The sequence below is a fragment of the Lentzea alba genome (assembly GCF_047445655.1).
GTDB lineage: Bacteria > Actinomycetota > Actinomycetes > Mycobacteriales > Pseudonocardiaceae > Lentzea > Lentzea alba_A.
Window position 1 is genome coordinate 1 of the sequence record NZ_JAJAEG010000054.1, and the last position, 23,512, is coordinate 23,512.

At 65.8% G+C, this 23,512-nt stretch carries 11 protein-coding genes and 1 pseudogene; 4 read left to right on the forward strand and 8 right to left on the reverse strand.

What is annotated here, in order from left to right:
* Window positions 1-555: 555 nt before the first annotated feature.
* Window positions 556-9,630 carry a hypothetical protein gene (locus LFM09_RS47240; RefSeq protein WP_414103200.1) on the forward strand — a complete coding sequence of 3,025 codons (9,075 nt, stop codon included), beginning with the start codon at window positions 556-558 and terminating at the stop codon, window positions 9,628-9,630.
* Window positions 9,631-9,938: 308 nt separating this feature from the next.
* Here LFM09_RS47240 and LFM09_RS47245 read toward each other — a convergent pair whose 3' ends face one another.
* Window positions 9,939-10,244 carry a hypothetical protein gene (locus LFM09_RS47245; RefSeq protein ID WP_414103201.1) on the reverse strand — a complete coding sequence of 102 codons (306 nt, stop codon included), beginning with the start codon at window positions 10,242-10,244 and terminating at the stop codon, window positions 9,939-9,941.
* 382 nt (window positions 10,245-10,626) lie between these two features.
* On the opposite strand from LFM09_RS47245, the pseudogene LFM09_RS47250 reads away from it, so the two are divergent.
* Window positions 10,627-11,442: pseudogene (locus LFM09_RS47250) on the forward strand (transposase family protein).
* A 571-nt stretch (window positions 11,443-12,013) separates the two neighbouring features.
* Here LFM09_RS47250 and LFM09_RS47255 read toward each other — a convergent pair.
* Window positions 12,014-12,913 carry a UbiA family prenyltransferase gene (locus tag LFM09_RS47255; RefSeq protein ID WP_414103202.1) on the reverse strand — a complete coding sequence of 300 codons (900 nt, stop codon included), beginning with the start codon at window positions 12,911-12,913 and terminating at the stop codon, window positions 12,014-12,016.
* Between the two features lie 623 nt (window positions 12,914-13,536).
* Here LFM09_RS47255 and LFM09_RS47260 point away from each other — a divergent pair.
* On the forward strand, window positions 13,537-14,577 hold the full coding sequence (locus LFM09_RS47260; RefSeq protein WP_414103203.1) for a polyprenyl synthetase family protein: 1,041 nt from the start codon (window positions 13,537-13,539) through the stop codon (window positions 14,575-14,577).
* Window positions 14,578-14,874: 297 nt separating this feature from the next.
* Window positions 14,875-16,197 carry an FAD-dependent oxidoreductase gene (locus LFM09_RS47265; protein WP_414103204.1) on the forward strand — a complete coding sequence of 441 codons (1,323 nt, stop codon included), beginning with the start codon at window positions 14,875-14,877 and terminating at the stop codon, window positions 16,195-16,197.
* A gap of 1,237 nt (window positions 16,198-17,434) precedes the next feature.
* On the opposite strand, the gene LFM09_RS47270 is transcribed toward LFM09_RS47265, so the two are convergent.
* The 6 genes from LFM09_RS47270 to LFM09_RS47295 form a co-directional block, all read right to left on the reverse strand.
* Entirely contained in the window at window positions 17,435-18,184 is a 750-nt protein-coding gene (locus tag LFM09_RS47270; RefSeq protein WP_414103205.1) for an SDR family NAD(P)-dependent oxidoreductase, read from the reverse strand.
* A gap of 198 nt (window positions 18,185-18,382) precedes the next feature.
* Window positions 18,383-19,264 (reverse strand): DUF6624 domain-containing protein, encoded by an 882-nt coding sequence (locus LFM09_RS47275; RefSeq protein WP_414103206.1) that lies wholly within the window; start codon window positions 19,262-19,264, stop codon window positions 18,383-18,385.
* Entirely contained in the window at window positions 19,261-22,353 is a 3,093-nt protein-coding gene (locus tag LFM09_RS47280; RefSeq protein ID WP_414103207.1) for a lantibiotic dehydratase, read from the reverse strand. Before LFM09_RS47280 ends, LFM09_RS47275 begins: the two co-directional genes overlap by 4 nt.
* A gap of 134 nt (window positions 22,354-22,487) precedes the next feature.
* Window positions 22,488-22,679 (reverse strand): hypothetical protein, encoded by a 192-nt coding sequence (locus tag LFM09_RS47285; RefSeq protein WP_414103208.1) that lies wholly within the window; start codon window positions 22,677-22,679, stop codon window positions 22,488-22,490.
* 284 nt (window positions 22,680-22,963) lie between these two features.
* Window positions 22,964-23,158 carry a hypothetical protein gene (locus tag LFM09_RS47290; RefSeq protein ID WP_414103209.1) on the reverse strand — a complete coding sequence of 65 codons (195 nt, stop codon included), beginning with the start codon at window positions 23,156-23,158 and terminating at the stop codon, window positions 22,964-22,966.
* The gene (locus tag LFM09_RS47295; RefSeq protein WP_414103210.1) at window positions 23,155-23,316 is read right to left on the reverse strand and encodes a hypothetical protein; all 162 of its coding nucleotides are present in this window, start codon (window positions 23,314-23,316) and stop codon (window positions 23,155-23,157) included. The genes LFM09_RS47290 and LFM09_RS47295 overlap by 4 nt, the downstream gene beginning before the upstream one ends.
* Window positions 23,317-23,512: the final 196 nt, after the last annotated feature.

Sequence of the window (23,512 nt, forward strand, 5' to 3'; positions counted from 1 at the left end):
GACATCCCCCTCCAAACCCGGCGGCCAATCACCACCCGCAAGAATGATGAAAACCCAGTTGAGCTCACCGGGAATCGTCATGTTGCCGCGGACAGCCATCAACCGCCCTCTCGCCACCGAGGCAACACCCGGTCGGCACACAAATCCAGTACCAGGTTCTCAGGCCTCATCCCCTCCACCACAGGGTAAATAACGAAGCCTGAAGGTGAGGCGAGCGACTGGCCGCTGATGCACTGTCGAGCGCGACTCCGTGCCCGTCCGCCCACATTGGTCACCGGACCGAGATCAGCCCCCAACCACCTGCGCTGCAGAAGGCAATTCCGCCACAGCAAGCGCTACAAGGAGCTTCACCCACCATGTTCGCATCTGCAACTTTCTCGCACGTCGGCACGGCTCCCTTTGCCCCCGGAGACGATCGCGAGACCTCAGCCACATCCCGCACTCACGCCATTACACCTCAGGTAAGATTAGGGTAGCCTACCCTTACCGGCCGCCCGGCCCAGTGTCTCGGAGGAGGCTGAGGATCATGACGGACCGGCTGGCAAGCAGGCGTCCATGAGCGTCACGGTCCCGCCTGAACTCGACTGGTTCTTCATCGTCGTAGCGGGCAATAACTGGCCCAAAGGTGATGAGGACGGAATCCGCGCAATCGCTGCAGCGCTGGACGACACCGCCGACGAAATCGACGGTGTCGTGCTCGGTTTGGTCGAGTCGTTGCGCGAAGTGACTAACCACGTCGACGAGACCGTCGGCCGCGCCTTCCTGCGCTACGGACGTGATTTGGCCGACCAACCAGCGCTGCACGCGCGCTCCGCGCGCGAAATGGCTGACGTGGCCCGGAACTACGCGTTGAACGTCGAAGCCGCCAAGTACTCCATTCTCGTGCAGATCGCGTTCACCGCGTTCGAGGTCACCCGGATGCTGATCGACCCCTTCGAATGGCCGTTGATCGGCCCCTTCTTGACGATGATGCAGGAAGTTGTCCAGGGGATGATGGCCAGATTCGTGGCCGGGGTGCGACGACTGCTCGGCATCGCTGTCACGAAGGAAGCAGCCCCAGGACTGCTGACTTCAACGCTCGGAATGATCGCACAGAAGGCCGTCCAGGAGGGTGCGGAAGAAGTCGGCCAGGATGCGATCGTCCAGGCCGTCCAGTTCGCCGAGCAGAACCGGCAATCGTGGGACGAGCTGTCGTCGGCCTACTCGTTCGCGTTCGGCGCGGCCGCGGGAGCGTTCGCAGGCGCGTTGGCCCGCGGGCTCAACGTGTGGAGACCGCAGTGGAAGGAGAACTGGGCCCAAGCCGCGTTCGTCGAGTCGGTCACCGAAGGCATAGTCGGCGCCCTCACGATCCCGCTCGGCGGCGCTCCAGGAGACATTTGGAAAGGCATGCTGAACGGTGCCATCTCCGGTGCAGGCGTCCAGGCTCTGAGGAATCGCCGCACCGCGATCGACAACACCAAGTCCCTACACCTCAGGGCGATCGCACCACCCGAAACGCACCTGGCTGTTTCCGGACCGCTGACGGTCCCGCAACTGAGCTCTGTCGACGACGGCAGCAGGTTGCGTGCAGACGACCTCGACGGTGCGGTGTCCCCGGCCGGCGATGGCAACGAGGCGCTTCCCGGCGAGAGGAGCGCGCTGCCGAACCCTGCTGGAGGCGCGGCACGCCATGCTCCACACGGAGTTGGACATGGCGTTGGCAGTGTGGCTTTCGACCGACCCGGAGTGCTGGCTGACCTGAGCACCGCCGTACGCCACGAACTTGCCACCCGGCCCCAATCGATGCACGCGACGGCGTTGCTGAGCTCGCGCCTGCTCGACCTGTTCGGCTTGCGAGAACCTGCAGGAGGACTTGGAACCACCGCGTTCAACGATGTGGCCGTGACCGTCGCGCTGGCGACTGGCCCAGATCGCGGTGAGGACGCGGTGCTGGCCGAGTTGCTCAGCCGCGGTGTGCTTCTGCGGGTCGCGGTTGACACCGCGGCCGGTCCGGTCGAGCAGAACGCCGTGCTGACGGCCTCTCTGGCCCCTGGTGAGTTCCGGGAGTCATTGGGCGGCGCAGACCACTTCGGACACGACATGAGGGTCGGCATCACAGTCGAGTCTGACGAATGGCGGAGCGACGTCGTGGTGTCCGATGCAGTCCGATCAGTGGTGTTCCAGGCTGACACGTTCTCGGACGAGCAGTTTGTGGGCGTTTCGCTGGACCGGGTCAGCGGGTCGGTGCGCCGGGAGTGGGAACTGGGTGGCCTGCCAGGGTTGCGACCAGAGTCCATTGTGGAGACTCGACTGTTCGCCGCCCACGCCCTGCACAACACGATACTGCGTGCGGTGCCCCGCGATGATCTCGCCGCGGTCACGACGGCCACGACCGGTCAAGCGCTGTCAGAGAACTTGCCGCAGGCTCTTTCCGCACAGGGCCACCGGATCGAAGTTGACGGATCGGCCCTGGTGCTCAAAGCAGACCTGCACGAGCGAGAGCTGCTGGACATCGTCGGCGACCGCTACCTGGTGCGGGCCGTACCGTCGTGGGAGGTCACGCCACCCGGGAGCCATCCGCTGCTCAGCGGCCACGACGGAGCGGTGGTTTTCGAGGTCGACAGACAGGGGCTCACCGACCTCGGGCTCAACCCGAACCGGACGATCTCCCGCAACCCCAGTGGGCTCACGACGAATCCTGAGGACGACGAGCAGCCGCACCCGAACCCCGGCCTGCCACTGGCAGCGCGGCTCGCCATGCCGGACTACCTCGCGCAAAGTCTGGGATTGGGCGAGTCTGTGCAACATTCTCATGTGGAGGGTGTCGACATTCGCGCTGTTGTCGGCGAACTGCTCCCAACGCCACCAGCGGTGCTGGTTCGCCATCACGCGCCGAGGCCCCAGCGGCAACCAGTGCACGGGATCGACCGAGTGGAGCGCGATCTCCGCAACAGCGTCGCCACGCTTGTTGGTGACGTTCGACGCTATCCGATCCGGCAGGGAGGAAAGGACTACGAACTGATCGTGCACACCGAGCTCGACTGGAACGCCTCCGATCAGCTGCCGGGGAAGACAGGCCGGACGTTCGTGCCGAAGACCAAGACGCGGCGGTTCGCCACCACGCACACCGGTACGGCATCCACCCCGGCAGTAGCCGTACCGATCACGGTCGCCGCGGTGGCCCCCATGATCGCAACCCTGACCCCGTCGTTCACGACCAACGTCAACGAGATTCGCGACCAGGACGTACAGCACGAGTTCAAGCGGGCCGCCAGTGCCGTGGACACCGAGACCGGCCGCACTTGCATTTGTGTGTCCTATGCGGTCGAACTTGTGGACGCGGACGAAAGGGTCGTCGGGAAACTCGGCCACGGTCAAGACAAGAGATTGACCGGGACCTTCATCGCGGGCCACCCAACCCGTGACCGCGCCAACAACGGCACCGGCTTGAAACCCCTGTTCAGCGCACCGCCAGTTGCCTTCGCGCTGGAGGACGTCATCCTCGGTCAGGCGTCGTTGTTCGACCAGGCCGTGGCGATGCTGCCTGAGTACCTCACCAAGATCGGTTCACCGGGCCGCCAGGTGCTCGCTGAGTTCCTCCACCGGTCAAACATCGCCGCACAGCTCCCAGGCATGGTCGTGCACGACCCCGGCCAGCATCCCGAGTCGGGGTGGCGTCGGTCCGCGCCGCTGACTACTGGGGCGCTGTCGAGCCCGTTGGATCTGATCCGCTACGGCAACGCGGTCGAGATGCGGCTGGTTGCCCGCCAGGTGGAGGTGCTCGACGAGTTCGCCGACATGGAGTTCAACGACTGGAGTTCCGGAAAGGCCGGACGCACCGGCAGCCGCACCGGCAGACGCAAAGCCGGGATCAGCGGTGCGGTCGCCGCCGTCCAGCACGCGGGCGTGCTGATGTTCTCGCTTGGCCCGGGGTTCGACATGAGCCACGAGCGGTCGCGCACGGCCGCGCTCAAGCGGGAAATCGGGTCCCGCTACAACCAGGAGTACAAGGGCAGGCTGGTGCGCTACCGAACCGTCCACGAACTCCAGATACGCACGCTCGGACGCCCGGCCCGCACACTGGAGGGCGACGTCATCGCCTACCAGTGGACGACGTGGGACAGGGCGCTCGCGGCCGGGATCGTGGCTCCAGCCGCGGAGGACGACCGGCCATCGAGTTATCGGAGCGGTGGCGACCGCACTCACTTCGGCCCCGCTCACCTGGAGTCCGGACTCTCGCTCACCGGCGCGAAAGTGGAGGCCCTGTGCACCCACGACCGGGTCTACGCAGCCATCGCCGACACGCTACGGCGCGTACCTGGCCACCGCTGGTACCACTTCAGCTCGTCAGCGTTCATCAAAGACTTCGACGACCCTGCGCTCGCGGTCGGATTGAAGGCCGCGGTCAACGACATCATCAAGCGGCAGGAGTCGGTCAAGCACCGGCTGTCCGACGAGCAGTTCACTCAACTCGTGGACCAGCTCGTCGGACCGGGTCTGGTGATCACTCTGGTGAAGCAGGGCTTCTTCCACGACAACGTGGTGACCATCCGGCTCAAGGCCACCCTGCAGGGGCTAGCCGACGGCGACCTCCAGGTCGGCGCGGCCCAGTCCGCCTCGGAGTCCAGGGTGAAGCAGCGCGACACCCGCACGCTCACCACGACCAGAGCGACCACAGTCGGCGGCACCGTGCAGGGCCGCGTCACGCTGTTCCTGCGGCGGGCCGCGGAAGCGCTCGCCTCGACGGTCAGGCTCGGCCGCACGTGGACCCAGATGAGCGCGGTGGGCGCCGAGGCCGGCGAGGTGGTGCTGCACAAGCACGGTACGAGAGTCACCGGCGCGACCGTCGCAGAGCTGAGGCTGCGGCACTTCAAAGGAGACCTGCGGATCACGCCCACGGTCACCGCCTATCGCCGGGCGAGCAACGAGGTCCGCTCGGTCACCTTCGGACGACGCGGTCGGCATGTTCCTGCCCGGATGCAGGTGCCGGTCGATCCACTGACGGTGCCGGTGGAGTTCCTGGTCCCCGACCACCTGGTGACCGGCGTCCGGCCCGAGAAGATCGAGGTCACGCCCGTCGCCCGCAGACCGCTGCCAGATGGCACCAGCGCGCGCGATCTCAGGCCTGGAGCCGCAGTGCTGGACGGCACGAACGTCCTGTCGATCGCCGGCACCGAGCACATTGTTCGCTCGGCGTCGGAGATGCTCGCACTGGCCTCCGGTGACGACGCGTTCGCCATGTCCGAGGGCCTGAACGCCGAACTTGTCACCGAGCGGTTCTCGCCCGACCACCTCCGCAAGGAGCCTCGTCTGTTCGGCAGGCATGTGGTGGAAGGCCTGGTCTACTCCCGCCGCCGAGCCGACGTCTACGGCCAGGTCGTCGTGGTGCTCAGTCCTGTCGCGCCGCAGCGGCTGAGCTCCGAGGAGTACCAGTGGCTCAAGCGGACCGCGATCGGCAGCACGTGGGCGGACTGGTCCAGAGACATCAGCACCGTGGTCGACAAGGACCTGTCGTCCACGTTCACGCCGAGGGGCGCGATCTCCTCGCACAACGAGCAAGCCGACGGTGCCTCCTTCGGTGTGGTCGGCGCGACGGTGTCGCTGTGGTCTGTGAGGCGGGGCCGCAAACGCGCGCGGAAGATGCAGGGCACCGAGAAGACCTACTTCATGTCCGAGGTCAAGAAACAGGTACTGGTCCGGATCGGGGTACGGGTCGAGGTCGTCGCCGAGACACAGGTGCGCGGCAACCTCGACCGGCTGGAGCTGACGACCCCCAGCCCGGTGCACACCGCGGGTGAGCAGTTCGTCCTGCCGGACTCGGTGCTGGTGTGGATGACCGAGGAGCAACTGGCCGAGCTGCAAGGCCAGAAGGCTGTGGTCGCGCCGCCAACCGTCCCTGCACGCACGTTGCCTGCCCCTGAATCGTTGTCCTCCGACGTCAGCTCGCTCGGGATCGGCGCGGTCGACGGCGTGATAGACATCAGCGACGTGCTACCGGAGCTGCGTGAACAGCTCGGCGATGAGCTGGCTGATGCGTTGCTGCCACCTTCCACGCTACTCGGAGTGCATGACAACGCGCGGATCGCAGAGGAGCAGTTGCGCGGGGTGGACAAGGTTTTCGGCATCGCCGTCAACGGCGGCATAAGCACCCCGATCCGCGTCGAGCGCCGGTTCAGCGGCGAGACGTACGTGTTGAGCATCGACGTGGAGTGGGCTTCCCCGCCTGGGGAGGGGTCCGTCGAACTCGTGCGCAGGCTCGCCGCGCGGACCATCTTTTCGTCGGTGGACACCAAAGAGTCCCTGCGCGCCACGAGCGCGGGCACGCTGACTGTCAATGCCCGCACCCACGGCCGCATCCGCGACATCGACCCCGGCGAGGACGACAAGATCCGCGCGGGCACGGTCGGCGGCGGCCTGCAGGTCCAGTACACACCGGTCTCGCACTCGAACACCGCGACACGAACCGCCACCACCGAACGCACGATGTATGCAGAGGTCCGCAGCGGACCGGTCGGCGTGTACCAGGGCGATGCTCGCCTGATCGTGCGGATCGACCGCAAACTGGGCTTCGACCCCGAGACGATGACCGAGACAGTCGGACAGCCGGTCGCGCGCATCGAAACCGTGCGGCGAGTGCGCGTCCGCAAACTCGCCGAGGAGACGCTGCTGCCAGCCGATGTCGATGGCAGGCTCGGCCAGGAGTCCCCGATCGAGCTGTTCCCCAAGTTCCACGACGACTGGCGCTCGGGTGGTTTTTCCCTGCCACAGCCTGGCGAGTACGAGGTCGAGCACTTTCTCGGCCGTGTCACCACGTTGCGCCGCGCAGTGCTGGCAGCCCTGGCCGAGTCCGGGGCAGAGATCGACACTGCGGCTGTGCTCGCGGTTCGTGCCGCCGTGACCGGAACAACGGTGAAGGCCGGGTTGCCGAGCATGACCGAAGGCGACTTCGCTGTGCCGTTGCCGCCAAGCCTCGGTCGTGACCTCGTGGTGCACGCTCGACTCAAACCCAAGCCAATGCTGGCCTCCGCGAGCAACCGCGTCGAAATGGACAGCAACGCGATCACCACCGAGAGAGGCGGCGTGACTTCGGCCTCAGGCAAGGTGTTCCGCTCCACCCTCGTGGCACCTGTTCTGTCTGCAGGCGAGAACCCGCCCAACGCCGACCCCGGCACGGCCCTGGCCGCCACGCAGAACTTCCAGTCCGTGCACACCACCACCTCACAGGACACCCCGCTCGTGGACACCCGCCTCGACCAGAGGCTCAGGACCCAAGCCGACCTCTACTCGAGCTCCGACCGCACCCCGAAGGCAGGGTTCCGTATCACCAAGCCGCAGTCGATGACTCGCGGACTTCTCGCGGGCGTCGAGTTCCGAGTCGTCGCCCGCACCACTGACGGGTCCCGCATCGGCGTCGCGGGGTTGACGGTCGACCGCGCCTACCTCGTGCGGGTTCGCGACGCCGTGGCCGCGAAGTTCGCGGGCAAGCTCCCTGAAGGGCTCGTGAATGCCGTCGACAGTTTCGCCAGCGCCAGCAAGAAGTGGGCAGACGAGGCCGCAGCGCTCGCCACCGCGCGTGTCGACGGCAAACCCGATGACGACCTGGTGATTGCGCTCGCCGACGCCGAGACCACGTGGTGGACCACCTGGCAGCAATACCTGAACGACTTGCGGGCCGCACAACGCCTAGAACGGATCAGCGCGCTCGAGTTGGCCATCGTCCAGGAGTCACCCGAAGTCACCGGCGTAGTCCGGCCCATGCCACCGCCCCGGTACGTGGCGGATCTCGTCGACGACGGATTGCGGCGTGTCGACCTGGAGCACTTCCAAGCAGTGCACGTGCCTGTACTGGGTGGCCCGGTCACCGACGCCGCGACAGTGGAGCACCTCGCCACGAACGCGGGCGCCGCACGTGACCGCGGGTGGCCCGCAGTGCTGTGGACCGACGTACCACGTGAGCACTTCGTGGCCGCCAGGTCTTGTTCCGACGCCGACCTCGCCTCCGTCCGGGAGATGGCGGACATGGCGCGCGCCAACGGGTTCGTGGTCGTCAACGTCGACGAGGTCTTCACGGCCCAGGCCCCGATGGCCGAACAAGAGGCGTTCGACGCCGCCATGGACGACGAGACCGACCCGCACCACGACCAGGCACACGGTGTACTCGGCGCGGAGATCGCCGCCAGGTTCGGAGGTGCGGTCCTGTCGCCTGAGACCGTGCCCCGGCCCGCTCCGCCAACACCAGGCCGCGCCGAGCTGACTGAGCAAGTCGCGGACGTCGTCATCACCTTGGTGCGACGGCTGCGAGCCCGTGGAGACCTGGACTTCGCTGTACTCGATCGGTTCTTGCGCGCCCACCCGCGCGGCGACCTCGTCTTGGAAGCCGCGGTCGCCGCTATCGCCCGACGCCCGGCGTGGCGGGCCCTCGTGCGGACCGTCACCGTTGCGCACAGCGATCGAGGCCTGACCGAAGCCGCCGCAACGTGGCTGGACATCGGCGCGGAGATCCCGTCCGACCGGGGTGGTCGCCGAACCGCACGGTTCCACGACGACCCGCAGTTCACCGCGATCCTGCGCCGCCGGCCGCGCACTCCGCGCGACGAGGCCGCTGAAATCGCCGCACTACTCCAGGCACGCGATCCGGCCGCCCCTAAAGCAGCCCGCGACCTCAGGTCCGCGCTGGACCTCAACCTCACAGACGGTGTGCTGAACCTGGCCGTCACCGCGACGGGAACCTATCCCTCCGCAGAAGTGCTCTGGGCGGCAGTGGTGAACGCCATCGCCGCCGACCCGTCGACGGCAGTGCACACGGTCGTCCTTCCTGTGGCGTTGAAGGACATCCAGGAGCACGACCCGCTCAACGCCGCATTGGACCTGATCGAGTTCACCAACGTGGCGCCAAGACCCGGCCACCGCTACTCGGCGAGGCTTGCGCCGCCCACGGAGATCGTGCCGCAGATACCCGGCGTCCAGGCACACGTCATGTTCGACTTCGAACCTGGCACAACTCGTCCGGATCCCGCATCAATGGCCCGGTTGGACGTGCTCGCGGAATACCTCGCCGATGCGGTGCTCGCCCGCCATGACCGCGGGATGAACCTGCCCCAGGTCGTGGTCGCCAGCGGCGCGCCGACCCACCGCCAGACGATCGGCGCGTTGCTCGCCGTGGCGGTTGACCGGCACCTGCACGCAGCACAGGCGGGACGTGAGCCGAGCGAACGCGTCGGTCGTGTCGACGTGGGCATGGTGATCACTGAGGCACTAGGGCGGCCCCAGCAGGTAATCGTTACCGTCGACGGAACGAAACCGGCCACGCCCGCGGCAGCCGTCGCGCTGTCCGGCGAGACGATGTGTTCCGCCGCCGACCTGGCAAGCCTGTACGACCTTCCTTCGTTGTGTGCAGCCCGTACCACAGATCCAGCGTCTCAAGCGGGTCTGATGGCCGCGATCATCGACGACATCGCAGCGGAACTGACCACTGGTGGGTCACAGGCCGCAGCGGCTGCAGCTCGACTGAGCGCCGAAGCCCTGGAGATTCTGGCTACCGGTGTGCGAACACCGGCCGCGGCAATCGCCGCGGTCCGCGACCGGCTGCGCATCGCGGATCTGGTTGGCGCGCATGCCATCGCTCGCGAATACGAACACCCACAAAACTGACGCCGCAAGGAACTTCAGTGCCGGCGCCGCGCTGTCGACAGTCTGTACACCTCGTGCTGCACAGCAACAATCGGTCGCGCACCTCAACGCACTGCCCGCGCCGGACAACGGTTCAACATGCACGCTGCCTGGGTTTCAGCGCCTCGTTGAGAACCGCAGGGGCATGGCTATCGATGTTGCTTGCCCTGACGGAGGCCAGGGAGTTCCGCGCGCTGCTTGCCGGGTGTGCCGCGCTTGACCGCCACGCTGGCCTCTTGGGATTGGTGCTGGACACATTCGACAGAACGGGCCGAGGCCGTCACGGCCGATCAGGTCCGGGGCCGATGCCCCCGGCGTGCTCGCGCATGACCCGTCTGAACCGCTTGTGTTGACCACCACGCCGCGTCGCTACAGCTCCACGTGATGCGCGGCCGCCCGTAGCAGCGGCAATGGGCACTGTGGATCTCGGTGATCACCGAGGCCAGCTCCCGGTCACACTCGGTCCGCTCCGCGCGGGCGGACTCGCCGGCCAGCCACTCGTAGAAACCTTGCCTGCGGACCTTCAGGACCGCGCACAACCGCTGCACGCCGAACTCGGCGCGGTGCTCGGAGATGAACCGGTACAGGCGGATCATCGCCCCATCTCGCGAACGAATATGGCGGCCGCCTTGCGGAGAATCTCGTTCTCCTTCTGCACCTTAGCCAGCCGCTTGCGCAACATCCGCGTCTCACCGGCCTGCTTCGCCTTGACCACCTGCTCCGGATCGGCCTGCTTACGAGGCGTCCGAACCCAGCCCCGCAACGTCTCATGCGAGACACATCCAACTCCTGCGCGATCTGCCGCGACGACATCCTCTCCCCTGACAACACCCACTGAGGCTTTCCGCGTAACTGGCGGTGACGTTGTGTAGCAGCGGTTGGTGACGCGCCGGACTTGTTGTGGTGCAACAAAAAGACGCGGAACCCCGGTATGAAGTGGTCCTCTCACAGATCAACTTCACAGGGGTCCCGCGCTCGATGAGTGTCACATACACCGCTGTCCTGGAAGCAACCGAGGACACCGTTCTGTTCTTATCGACGTTGCTGCACGCCGAGCGTGAACGGCGAGGTACGCGCAAGAGCACCCGCGCGCTGGGGACCTACAAGCAGGCGGTGCTGGTGCTGCGCTGGTTCCTGGAGGACACCAGGATGTCGGCTCTGACCAGGGATAACGCGATCGCCGTGTCCACCGCGTACACCTATCGCGACGAGGGCGTCGCGGTACTCGCGGCGGGCCGGCCGTCGCTGCACGGGGCGCTGCTGGCGGCCAAGGCGGCCGGGCACTCGCATGTGATCGTGGACGGCACGCTGATACGCACCGACCGGATCTCCACACCCGGCCCCACCACGGGGGTGGATCTGTGGTGGAGCGGAAAGCACCACCATCACGGCGGGAACATCCAGGTCGTCTCCGCCCCGGACGGATAGCCCCTGTGGACCTCCGACGTCCGGCCCGGCCGCGAGCACGACATCAGCGCCGATCCCGAACTGCTGGCCGCGATCACCGACTGGATCAGCGATGGCGCCCTGGCACTGACCGACCTGGGCTACGCAGGCGAGCCCGAGACCTTCACAATCCCTATCAAGACACCGAAGCACGGGCAGCTCACCCTCGACCAGCAGACCTACAACGCCGTTCACGGCGCGCTGCGCTGCCTCGGCGAACGCGCCAACTCCCTGCTCAAGACCAGCTACAAGGCCCTGCGCCGCTACCGAGGCTGCCCCTGGCGCCTCGGCGGCATCGTCGCCGCCGCACTGGTCCTGCTCCACCGCGAACACGGACGCACCACATGACCAACAACAGTTGATCACACAACGCCACGAAGGGTTACTCGGAAAGCCTCACTGTCAGGGATCAAGGTGTCCGAACATGAAGCGCCCGCCAAGAACAGTCCTCGCGGGCGCCTCACCTTGCCCCTTAACACGAGGCCACTCCACTTCAGTCGTAGCCGCGAACGTGGCCGTCCTCGTCGGCGAGGATCTCGTACTGCTCCATGAGCTACCTCTCTTGTTCGAAAGGTTCCAATGAGGACACTGAGCCGCAGTGCCCCACGCCTCACTGGTCCAGTAACCGCGACGGCTCCTCGTAATGACAAATCCCGGAAGGTGATCGAGCCTGTTCACACCGCCGAGAGTGCCCAGATGGACATGCGCACACCCGGACCCTGGGCATGAGAGTGCCCTGGCTGCCCACGGATGACTGGTCGTACTGGCGGCAGGATGGATATGCCCATCCACTTGCGGAAGGGCACCAAAGGGGTCGAACGCTCGTCTTCGCCGTCCGCCTATGCAGGGGTGCCTTCCCGAGCGCCTGCTGTCCCGATGCAGTGGTTCCGGCCAGACATCCGTGACCAACCTGATCACTTCACGACATCAGGAACAAGCCAAGGATAGGCCAGCCGTGACCGAACAGCTGATAGGCGCGATAAGCACGGTCGTCATCGCTGGGCCCTCTGTACACGAGAAAATGAGCGGCAATCAACGCACAGCCGACACCGTAACCGGCAGCCCACCACGGCCCGAGATCTGCCATGAACCGATCGATGGGCAACATCCAGGACGCGAAAACCGCAAGCCCGAGGAGCATACCTGCGCCGAGTATGCGCGTCGGCCAGTCGCCGATGACGAGCGGGACTGTCCTCCGCTGAGTTTCAGCGTCGCCATCGACATCCCTGAGGTCCTGAAGGAAGATGACAGTCTGGGCAGCGGCCAGCACCGAAATCCATCGCCACCCGACTTCACCAACCGGGCCGGCCAAGCGCCATGCCATCGCATAGCTCGTAAAGGTCACCGCAACGTTGAAAACCTGGCGCCCAAACCAGTTTCTGTGCCACCCCAGATAGTTGTGCAGCACAACCCAGCCCAACGCACTGATCGCCGCCCACAAGACCCCCCAGAGCAAGGACAAGGACAAGAAGAGAAATGAAACGGCAACAAACCGGACATTGGCTCCACGAACAGTTACAAGCCCGCGAGGAATTGGACGATAAGGTTTATTGATTAAATCCTCAGCCATTCCAGAGGATTGGTTCGATAGTGTGTGAGAATACAACGCTAGCCACGCAAGCGCAGTATTAACGAACAATAACAAGAGTAGAGGCCGATCCGGTTCGTTAATGTTCAACCACGCCCCCAGGGTGCAGACAGTCATTGGGAACATGTACTCGAGGCCGTCATTGGCATTGAACTGAAAGCTGAGCTTCATTTCAAACCAAACGCGTCTCAACGACCGGAGATACACCGACTCTGCCGTCACTGTTGCCATGTCGCAGATCCCTTCGGGATGCTGTAGATCGACTTGTCACTGCTGAGCTGAGTGCGGGCCGGAAACTCCCATTCCTCAAGGACGAGCACGTTGCGTGTCGGCGGTCTCCCTGTCAACACCTCTGCGACCACAACGCGGGTAAGGGCAGGGATCCATGCCCGGCTCACCACAGCGAGGCGCTAGCTGACCTGCCTGATCATTCTGGTCCGACAGTCCGTGCAGGCCCTACTCAGCGCCCCTCTCCAGCAAGTCGTCGGTCTGAGGAAAGCTGAACCTTGTGACCCACTCGAACTCATGGTCGTTCGGGCAGTTGTCAGTGCGCGGACGTACCTTTCGGGCAGCTGCGGTTGAGGCCGTAGCTGCACCCACGACCATCCTTGGGCTCCGATCCGGTCAACTCAACGGCCTACCAACTGCGTGTAGGCACTCGATCTGGAAGATCCTGTGGACGGTGAAATGATCAGGCGCTCGCTGTACTACAGCCCTCACCCACCAGGCCCGTCCGTCGTGTCGAAAGTCGTCACGGAGGCCGAAGCGAATCGCGTTTCAATGCTGGTCCACAGCTCTCGACGGCGAGTTCTTGCTGAAGTTCACCCGAATCCGCACGAAGGCGAGAGGCCTACATGACTGTCTCCAGGACGAACTCGTTTGCGGCAGCCGAACTGCTGCAATACAGCGCGGCTGAGATCGATGGCCCTTTGCGTGCGGCCGTTGCCCAGTTGCCCGAGCCGCTCTGCGCGGCGGCGGGGTTCCACTTCGGGTGGTGGGACGCGGAAATGAACCCGGTCACCGCACCGCACGGCAAGATGTTGCGCCCAGCGCTGGTGCTGAACGCAGCCCGTGCCTTCGACGGAGACCGCCGCAACAACAACCTCGCGTTGCGGGCAGGTATCGCCATCGAGCTCGTGCACAACTTCTCGTTGGTACACGACGACATCATGGACGTTGACCGAACGCGTAGAGGGAGACCGACGGTTTGGACGCAGTTCGGTGTGCCTAGTGCAATCCTGCTCGGTGACGCGTTGCTGGCGCTGGCAGGTCAGGTGTTGGCGCAGGAGGGTGAGCCGAACGCAGCCGCGCTGTGCGCGGAGTTGGGCTCGGTGGTCGTCGCGTTGTGCCAAGGCCAACAGCGGGACATGGACTTTGAACAACTGCCGGCCGTCTCGGTCGACGACTACCTCACGATGGCTGCGGGCAAAACGTCCGCGCTGATCTCCGGCGCGTGCGTGCTGGGGTCGATGGCGGGTGGCGCGCTGAATCACCAGGTGTCCGCGTTCCGCCGGTTCGGCCATCACATGGGGCTGGCGTTCCAACTGGTCGATGACGTACTCGGAATCTACGGAGACCCAGACGTGACGGGTAAGCCAGTCGGCGCGGATCTGTTGCGATACAAGAAAACCATGCCGGTCGTTGCGGCGATGGCTTCTGATTCGGCCGCGGGCGAGTCTCTCGTCGCGCTCTATCGAACGCGATCCATCACTGCCGAGCGTCTTCCGGAGGCCGTTGAGCTGGTGGACCAGGCGGGCGGGCGTGAGCGGACGGAGGCTGAAGCCCAACATCAATGGAGGCTCGCGTTGCGTTGCCTGGACGAGATAGGTGGTGACCTCGAAGCAATCGAAGCCACGCGGGCACTTGCCGATCTGATGCTCACCCGCAGCAAGTGACGCCATGTGCGCGCGGGTGGAATTTCGGTTCGCAGCCTTGAGACGCGGCATCGACAACCTGTCGGCGGACCTCAACGCGACCAGCGCCCTGCAGATGGCCGTCCAGCCTTCCAATAGCGGGCCTGAGGGCGTGGTCCTAGCACATGTCGACGACGGCATCAGCATTTCGTCATGAGGAGTCGTGATGTTGCCAGGTGGATGTGATTGTGAACTGTGGACACCAGCAGACGTGAGTCTCACCGTGACCACGAACGGAACTGTCAACCGCTGCACTACCTGGGAACGGAGGTGAAGGGCATGCGGGCGGTAGTGGTAGGAGCCGGAATCGGTGGTCTGCTGGCGGCGCGAGTGTTGGCTGAGCACGGCGCCCTGGTCACGATACTGGAACGAGACAACGGCCCGGCCGGAGACGGTCACCGGAGCGGTGTGCCTCAAGCACGCCACTCCCACGCTCTGCTCGCCGCAGGCGCCAACGTCGTAGAGGACCTCTTCCCCGGGCTGCGAGAGGAACTGATCGAGCTTGGGGCGCCGCTGTTCGACCTGGGAGAGTCCGGCAGGGTTCTGTTTCCGACAGGCTGGGCACCGCTCACCGACATCGGCGTGCCAGTCCAGACGTTCACCCGTGCCGCCTTGGAGAACCTCCTCCGAGCTCGCGTACTAGCGCTGCCGGAAGTAACACTGCGGCAAGATTTCTCCGTCGAAGGATTGCACTTGATCGGCGGCGAGGTCAGAGGCGTGCACGGTCCGAGCGAGACAGTGCACGCGGATTTGGTCGTGGTCGCCTCAGGCCGCACCGCCAGGCTGTCCAAGTGGCTGACCGAGGCCGGGTACGACGTTCCCGCAGACATCGTCGTGGACAGCAACATGTCCTACGCCTCCCGCGTGGCCAGCATCCCGACCGATGCCGACCAGGGTTGGAGTACGAACAATGAACTCACGTACGCGCCCGATGTTCGGCGGGGCGGTGTTGTCAACAGGGTCGAGGCGAACAAGTGGCAGATCACGTTGATCGGAGCGAGCGGCGAGCGGCCGCCGGTGGACGACGAGGGTTTCCTGGCCTATGCGCGCTCGCTACGCAACTCGGCGATCGCCGAATGCGTCGCAACCGCCCCGTCGGAGGAGGCGACCTACCGGTTCGTTGGTCTGAACAACCGCTGGACGCCCTACCACCGTATGAACCGCTGGCCTGATCGATTGCTCTGCCTCGGCGACGCCGTGTGCGTGTTGAATCCCGTGTACGGGCAGGGCATGACGGTCGTGGCGCTGCAGGCCAAGGTCCTGCATCAGGTACTCTCCCGCAACCGTGACCTGTCGGCTGTGGTGGCGAAGTTCCGCCGGAGGTCGGCCAACGTCCTGCGTATGCCGTGGATTGTCGCGACGAGCGCCGACGCGGCTTGGACAGCCGACGAGCAGCCATGGACGGCACGGGTCTCACAGTGGTACTTCGACCAGATCGTGCGGTTGATTCCCACGCACCCCGCTGTGTACCGACGATTCGGCATGGTCGCGCAAATGCTGAGCGGGCCTGGAAGCCTTCTGCATCCGAGCGTGGTGTGGCCCGTCATCCGATCGGCGGTGGCTCGCCGGTCTGAACCTCGCCGAAGTGCCGCCTTTCCGTGATCTCAGACCTCATAGGCCAGATAGCTGAAAACCGATGCCATGAGGTCGGTGAATCACAGCCTCCGCGCGATCCCGCAGTCGCGGGATCGCGCCGCTGTACCTCTCCAAAATGTTGCGCTGGGACGCACAACAGCTCCCCTACCCGCTGCGGTTGCCGAACGGCAACCGCAATCGGTTTGATGGGGCCAGGCCCTCTGCGATCACGACAGAACGCCGCGATCGTGGACACGGTGGACTCGCCCGCCCTCGACGCTGCAGCCCCACGCCGGCGAGAGTACCGTTCGTCTGTGCCAGAGACTCGTGAAACGGTGACCACCGTCGACGGGTGAAAATGGAATCTGGCGCGGTTCCCGTAAGCCGCCGGATTGCGATGCCAGTCATCGAGCAGAATGCGCTTGCGGACAAGACTGAGGCTGGCTCGTCCGTACATCTGTCGTTTGAACATCTTGATGCGGTCGACGGGCCGAAGTTCCAGGGCAATGTCAGTCCTGCGGCAACAGCGTCCTGGTCGCGCCGCACGCCTATCACGAACGAGCACAACGCGGGCAGGGCATCGGCGTCGACCGCAGCCAACCACTCCTCGAGACGATCACCGCGCAGGGCGAACAACGCGGTGGCGAACGAGCGACCATGTCCTGGCAGCACAGTCAGTTCGTGGGCTTGGGCTCAGGGTCTGGCCCAGCTGCCGCGGATCGTCACCAGTCGAGTTCTCGGGATGCACATGATCCAAACCGACGGCCGACGGAACCTTTGGCGCCGAGGACACGCGCGGGAACCTGTGCGCTGACGCGGACGCAGATAGTCACGCAGGACCTGGCACCGGCCGCGATAGCCCTGGGCCCCTGAATCGCCGCGATCAAGAGTCCGGGAAAGCCGTCCAGTGCCTGTCGAGGCGCCGACACCCGCTCGCTCGTACTCATCCACGTCCACACCGGACCTTGCCGATGTCGGCGGTCACCCGCAGCGGGCGAGTCCTGCGCGCAACACCCAACGGTCCGGCACGCCCGGATTTGTTCATGCCCCGCGCGAACAGACGAAGGTAGTGACCGCGCTTCTCCATCACCGCAGCGGGCCCGACAACCAATCGGACGACGAGGTGAACCATCGCAACGCTCGTAAGTGGTGGCGCGTTCATCCAGAAAACGCGAGGCGTGGTCCGGTTGTGGCGTTGCGCAGTTTGACGGCGAGACGGGCCAGCCGCGTGAGTGGCTGCCCCGACTCGCCGTGGTAGATCTGGTCAGAGTGCGAAGCCGCCGGACACCTCGATGTTCTGCGCGGTGATCCAGCGGCCGTCGTCACCGGTCAATGCCGCGATCGCCACTCCGATGTCGTCGGGCTCGCCCATCCGTCCGAGGGCTGTCTTGGCCGCGAGGGCTGAGATCACCTCAGGGTGACGTTCGAAGACGTTGTCGCTGAGACGGGTCCTGGTGGCGCCGGGCGACACGGCGTTGACGCGGATGCCGCGTGGGCTGAGCTCCTTGGCCAGGAATCGGGTCAGGACGATGAGCGCTCCCTTCATGGTGGCGTAGCCGGAGTAGCCGGCTTCTGCGTGCGCCACCGCGCTGCTCGAGGTGTTGACGACGGCCCCGCCATCGGTCATGAGCGGTAGCAGGGTCTGGGTGAGGAAGAACGGGCCCTTCAACAGAACGCGGAAGAACTCGTTGAACAGGTCCTCGGTCGTGTCCTCGAACAGCGCAGTCCGGGCGAAGCCCGCGTTGTTCACCAGGACGTCGAACGAGTCGCGGTCCCAGACCTTCAACACCTCGGTGACCTGGGCGCGGAACGCCGGGAAGGTGTCGCTACGGCCCACGTCCAGTGGCAGGGCGATCGCGGTGCCGCCTTCGCCCTCGATGGCCGAGACCGCTTCCTTGGCGCCAGCTTCGTTCGAGCTGTAGGTGAGGATCACGGCGGCACCACGCCGAGCGAGCTCGGCTGCCGTGCTCCGCCCGATACCAGAGCTTCCACCAGTGACGATCGCGACTCGCATATTCTGCCCACCTGTCTTGTTCGGTTCGACTTCGACAACACCGATACTGCCTGCCTAACAGGCATGTAGGCAGGATTGATCCTCTTCGTTTCTTGCCTGATTCTCCCATCTGCCCCGGACGTAGGCATCGAATGACCCAACCAGAGTCAAACGAACGACTCAAACTGCGCAATCGCTTGCAGGCCGGGTTGATCTGTCTCAACTCATCTCGGCCACCTGTTGGAACTCAGCGGGCGGCAGGTTGGCGAGCCCCCAGTCGGCGCGGCGTTCGTGCACGGTCTCGGGGTCCACAGTGGAGTAGCAGATGTTGCGACCCTCGTCGTTGGTCCACACCAACGTGGCGAAGATCTGCGGCCGACCGCTGAAGACTCGCACCCGGTCCTCCAGGTAGGCCAAGTGCTTCGCGGGCACCGCGCCCTCGGTGACCGCGACGCCGAGCAGGTCCACGCAGTGGAGCTGGAACGCCTTGTCGAGGTCGGCGTGCAGGCTCAGGTACCAGGCCGCTTCGGCACCGTCCTCTCCGACGAGCGCGGTACTCGGCCAGCCCTGGGCGAGGACGAGTTCTTTCAGCCACGGGAGGTTCTCCCTGTCGACTTCGAGGACCCGCAGCCGGTTCGGTTCGGACCTGTCCGTCCACCAGGCCAGGCGCGCCGCCTGGTCCTTCTCGTGCCTGCGCAGCAGCTCGCGCCGGAGTTCCTCGTCGCGCTGGACGGCTGGCGCGGTCACCAAGTCCTCGATCTGCCCGAACACCCGCCCGGCGAGCGGATCTGAACCATCCACTTCGGACTCGCGCAACCACTGTACGGACGCCACTCTCATCGCGGGAAAGTAGGCGCGGTCGGCGACGGCGACGAACCGCTCCGCGCTGTCCGACAGGGGGAGGACGTGGCCGTCCGGGCTCAGCGCGGCCACCAGCCTGGCCTCGTAACCCGTCTCGGCGGCCACGTGCCGGAGTGCGGCTGCCGCCCGGACCTCTCCCGGTTCCACCGCGCCGGATCGCACGGTGGGCAGTGACGAGGTCACGCACATGCGCCACCCGTCGTGGAACCGGGCCAGAACGTGAACGCTGATGGTCGTCATCGAACGTCTCCTCGGTGCAGTAGCCGACGTTGGTGTGCGAACGCCGCCGCACGGGCAAGGGCCAGCGCCTGGTGCTCGGCCAGGCGGTGGTCGACGCCGTGCAGGCGGATGCGGTGCATGTGCAGAAGTGATGAGAGAACCGATCCGCGCTCGAACCACGCCTGCTCGCCGAGGTCACGCAACAACCCGCCGTACGCGGCGAGGGCAGGTGCCCGGCGTTCCCATATCTCGATCAAGCGCTCGCCGCCGGGTTCGGCTCGCAGGTGCGTCCAGTCGCCTCCGGGATCCAGGAGCTCCTTCGCCTGCGCGCGCAGGTGCGCCGGGACCTCGTGCACCTCCAGGGGCGTGGCGACGGTGCGCAACCAGCCACCGGACGAGTCCGCTCCCAGGAACCGGCGCTCGGCGTCGAGGAAGTCCGCAGCGAGCAGGACAGTCGGGTCAGCGCGGAACTTGCTGTCGCGCAACAGCACCAGCTGGTCTAGACACGCGGTGCTGTCAGCGTGGAAGGCCTGCTCGGCGCAGTCCATCGCGGCCGGTCCGCCGTAGCGCTCCAGCTCTGGGTCGTAGGAGTCCAGCACCAGCCGATCCGCGACGCACGCGGCGCGCAGCGAAGCCGACCAGTCGTGCAGCGCGGCCAGGACGTCGGGCAGAAGCGTCGCCGCGGCAAGGTGGAAGCGCAGCCGCAAGTGGGGTTCCGGGTCGCGGTAGCGCACGAAGTGCCAGCTGTCCACTGCGGACGGAAGCTGCCAGAGGAGCAGTGGTAGGTGGTCCACCAGGATGGCGTTCTGCCGCTCCCGTGAGCAGTAAACCTTGGCGTAGAGCCATTCCGAGCCAGGCCGGAACACCCTGCGCTCCCGTCTCGGAGCCACCTTGACCGGCCGCGTGCGCACCTGTTCGGTCCGCTGCACAGAGAACACGATCTCGTTGGCGTGGCCTTGGGTGCCGGGGAAACCGAGCCAGCCTGCGCCGAACTCGCCCCCGCCGGGGACTTCCTCCAGCCTGATGTCCGGGTTGCGGCCGAGATCGTGCCGGAGCAGGGACAGGTGCGAGATCGCGGTGAGGTCGAGATGGAAGTGAAGGCAGGTGACAGGGTCGTACATCCGCACGCGGTCAGGAACCCGCCAGCGGGCACGCCACTCGGCGAAGAGCTCGCACCAGCTGTCGAAGTCGGGTGCAGCGGCCAGTTCCGGTGCGGCCGGGTGCCACCGGGCGGAGGCGAGGATGCTCCGGCCGCGACGCACTCGCGGCAGGTAGGGCAAGCTCACGGCCGTCCCCCAGTACCAGTGTGGTTGCCGCCCGCCGAACCGCCCCAGGTCGTCGAGGAACCTCGCCACGTTGCTCGAGTGGTTCGCGGTGGCGAGCATCGACGGTGTGGTGGGCACGATCTCGGTGCCCAGGCTCGCCGACACCAGCGCCAGCCGGTCCGCGTCGGCCACCACGGCGAGGTCGGCGAGACCCAGTTGCCCCTCTGCCTGATCGGCGAACGCCGCGATGGTGATCACGTGGTCGAAACGGCGCGGCACCTGGGCCACGGCACCGGCCGGTCCGCGGAACGGCTGGACGACCAACTGCGCCCTGACCGCGTCCGGGTTGTCGGTGGGTGCTGTTGTGAGGATCTCGGCGAATCGTTCGTCCGCCACGCCGAGCAACGGCGCGAACCGGCCGGCGAACGCACCGCCCAGCACGCCACCGCCTTCGGCGAGCAGCCGGAAGTCACCCCGGTCGATCGCCTCGGGCGAGTCGGCGAGCAGCTGCGTCAGCAGGTCGAACGACGGCGGGGGCACGCCCTCACCGGACAACCGTTCGAGCAGCGTGTCGTCGAGAAGCACCTCCAGCGCGCCCGAGTACGCGGCCTCGTGGGCGAGCGCGAGCAGCGCCACGTCCCGCGTGCTCGCGGTGGGTGCGGAGCGCGACATCCGGTGACTCGGCGGGAATCGGTATTCCGCCGGAGCACCCAGGCCGACGTCGGGATCGAGCAGTTCCAGCAACGGCACCGGCCTGCCGACGCTGTAGCGCTCCACGAACTCGTGGTGGTACTCCCCCAGCCGGACCGGCACCGACAGTCCGGCCGAGATCCGCCACATCGTCTGCGCGAGTTCCTCGGCTTCCTCGCGCACGGTCTGTCCCAAGTGGACTTCGGCGTCCAGGCCGACGTCCACCTGGATCAACCGCTCACCCTCGCTCAGCTTCCGCATGCGATCGGTGACCACCTTCCAGCTGGCTCGCCCGCCGCCGAGCGGTGTGCGCACGTACTCGGCCAGGTCGTCGCGCACCGCGGCGAGTTCGCCGGCGAGGTCACGGCACCACAGCGGCAGTTCATCCGCTTCACGCAGGCGCGTCAGCACGTGGTCGAGCGGGTCGGCTGCTGTCAGTGGCGGGCGTAGGTCAGTCAGCAGCACCTCGGCCTCGACGAGATCGACGAGCAACCGCGTGCACCGGGCCGGATCCGCTGCCGGATAACGCTCACGCAGCTCGTGCTCCAGGTCCGCGAAGGTCGGCGGGCGACCTCCGCAGGCCCGCCTCGTCACGAACGCGACCGCCGGTGTCCGACGCACCGAGCGCTCGGTTGCGGCTCGCAGCGGCGGCAACGACGACCGGCACGGCACGACCAGTCTGCCGTCCCGGACGAAAGCGAGGTCGTTGGTGACGACCCGAGCCGTCCTCAGCACGTCCGGCTCGCGCTCCAGCCGGTCCACCAGTCCCAGCAGCCATTCCAGGTCCACCCGCGCGTTCCTGACGTGGTGCGATCCCCAGCGGACCCTGGTGCGCGGTCCAAAGCTCGCCGCCGCCACTCCCGCCATCAGGCCGAACGGCGTCGCCCGGGAGGAGAACCTGAGCCGATAACGCTCCACGGCATGTGCGGTGCGACGCAGCTTCGCCGCTGACATTCCGCTGTTGAACAGCGCCTTGTCCCATGCCGCGTCGAGCGACGGGCTCGCCACGACCACCGCTTCCCGCAGCAGGCCGTCCTTCGCCGCCGCCTCCAGCGCCGCGACATCTCCCTCACCCGCGAACTCGTCCGCGGCAGCAGCGGATCCGAGCGCTGCGCGCACCAGCGCGACATCGGCGCACCGAAAGTCGTGCGTCATCCCGTTCTCCTTCCGCGGGTGGTGACAATGCGGAATCCCACGGCTCCAAGGGGCGAACTTGAGGTCGCCCCTTGGAGCCCCCAGGAGCCCTGGAGAGTCGCGTGCGCCGACCTCAGGATCGGCGGAAGCACACATCAGTCGCGGATGGGCGGTGAACTTTTCCACTGCTCTGGCTGGCAGCTCGCCGCGGTGCAGTAGCGCGGCGGCTCGTCGGCACCAGCGGAAACGGCGTCCAGCTCGGTGTCTACGATCTCAGGATTCAGATCGCCGGAGCCGTTCGGAGTTTCGTCCGTCACATTCTTTCCTTTCCGCTCAGCAAATCCCATGCAGGCAGATATATCATTCTCTGCAAACGCCCATCATCGATTCGGAGTATCGACGATGGTAAACATTTAAACCGGAACGCGTGATGCCGTCCGAGCCACACCCGAACAGTCAACCGAACAATGCCGCCCACATCGTTGACGCGAGCGGAGACCAGACGAACAGCCCGGTTCAGTGAGCGCTTTCCATCCTCATGATCGGGTGCGTTTGTTCGTGGATGCCCCGAATGGGACTGGACACGCTCTCATCAGGCGCACCGGGCACTCCTCGCACCTACTCCAACCAGTCACAACAGGTTGAAGAACGCTCGGCGGTCCCCGTCCTCAACCTTCGAACGAGAGCCCGCACCCGGTTGGCCGAGCATCGTCACCAACGGTGCCTCACAGGACGGCCGGACCGCCCACTCGACGCCACGGGAGATCACCACTGGAGCCGCGAAGTCACTTCCGCCGACCTCGAGATCGACGGAAGCGCGCGTCACTCGTGGACCGGTGGTGCGCTGGCGTTCCAGTTCGGCTGACAGCTCTGCGCGCCGCAGTAACGCGGCGGCTCGTCGGCACCAGCGGAAACGCTGCCCAGCTCGGTGTCCGCGATCTCAGGACTCAGATCGCCGGAGCCGTTCGGAGTTTCGTCCGTCATGTTCGTTCCTTTCCACTCAGCAATGTCTGGACAGACAGAGAAGAACATTTATGACAAGCGCGGTCAACGATTCAGATGATTAATGACGGTACACATCTAGCCCGAAACGTGAGACGCCATATGAGCCGCACCCGAACAGTCAACCGAACAATGTCGGCCACATCGTTGACGCGAGCGAGACCGGCTGAATGACTTG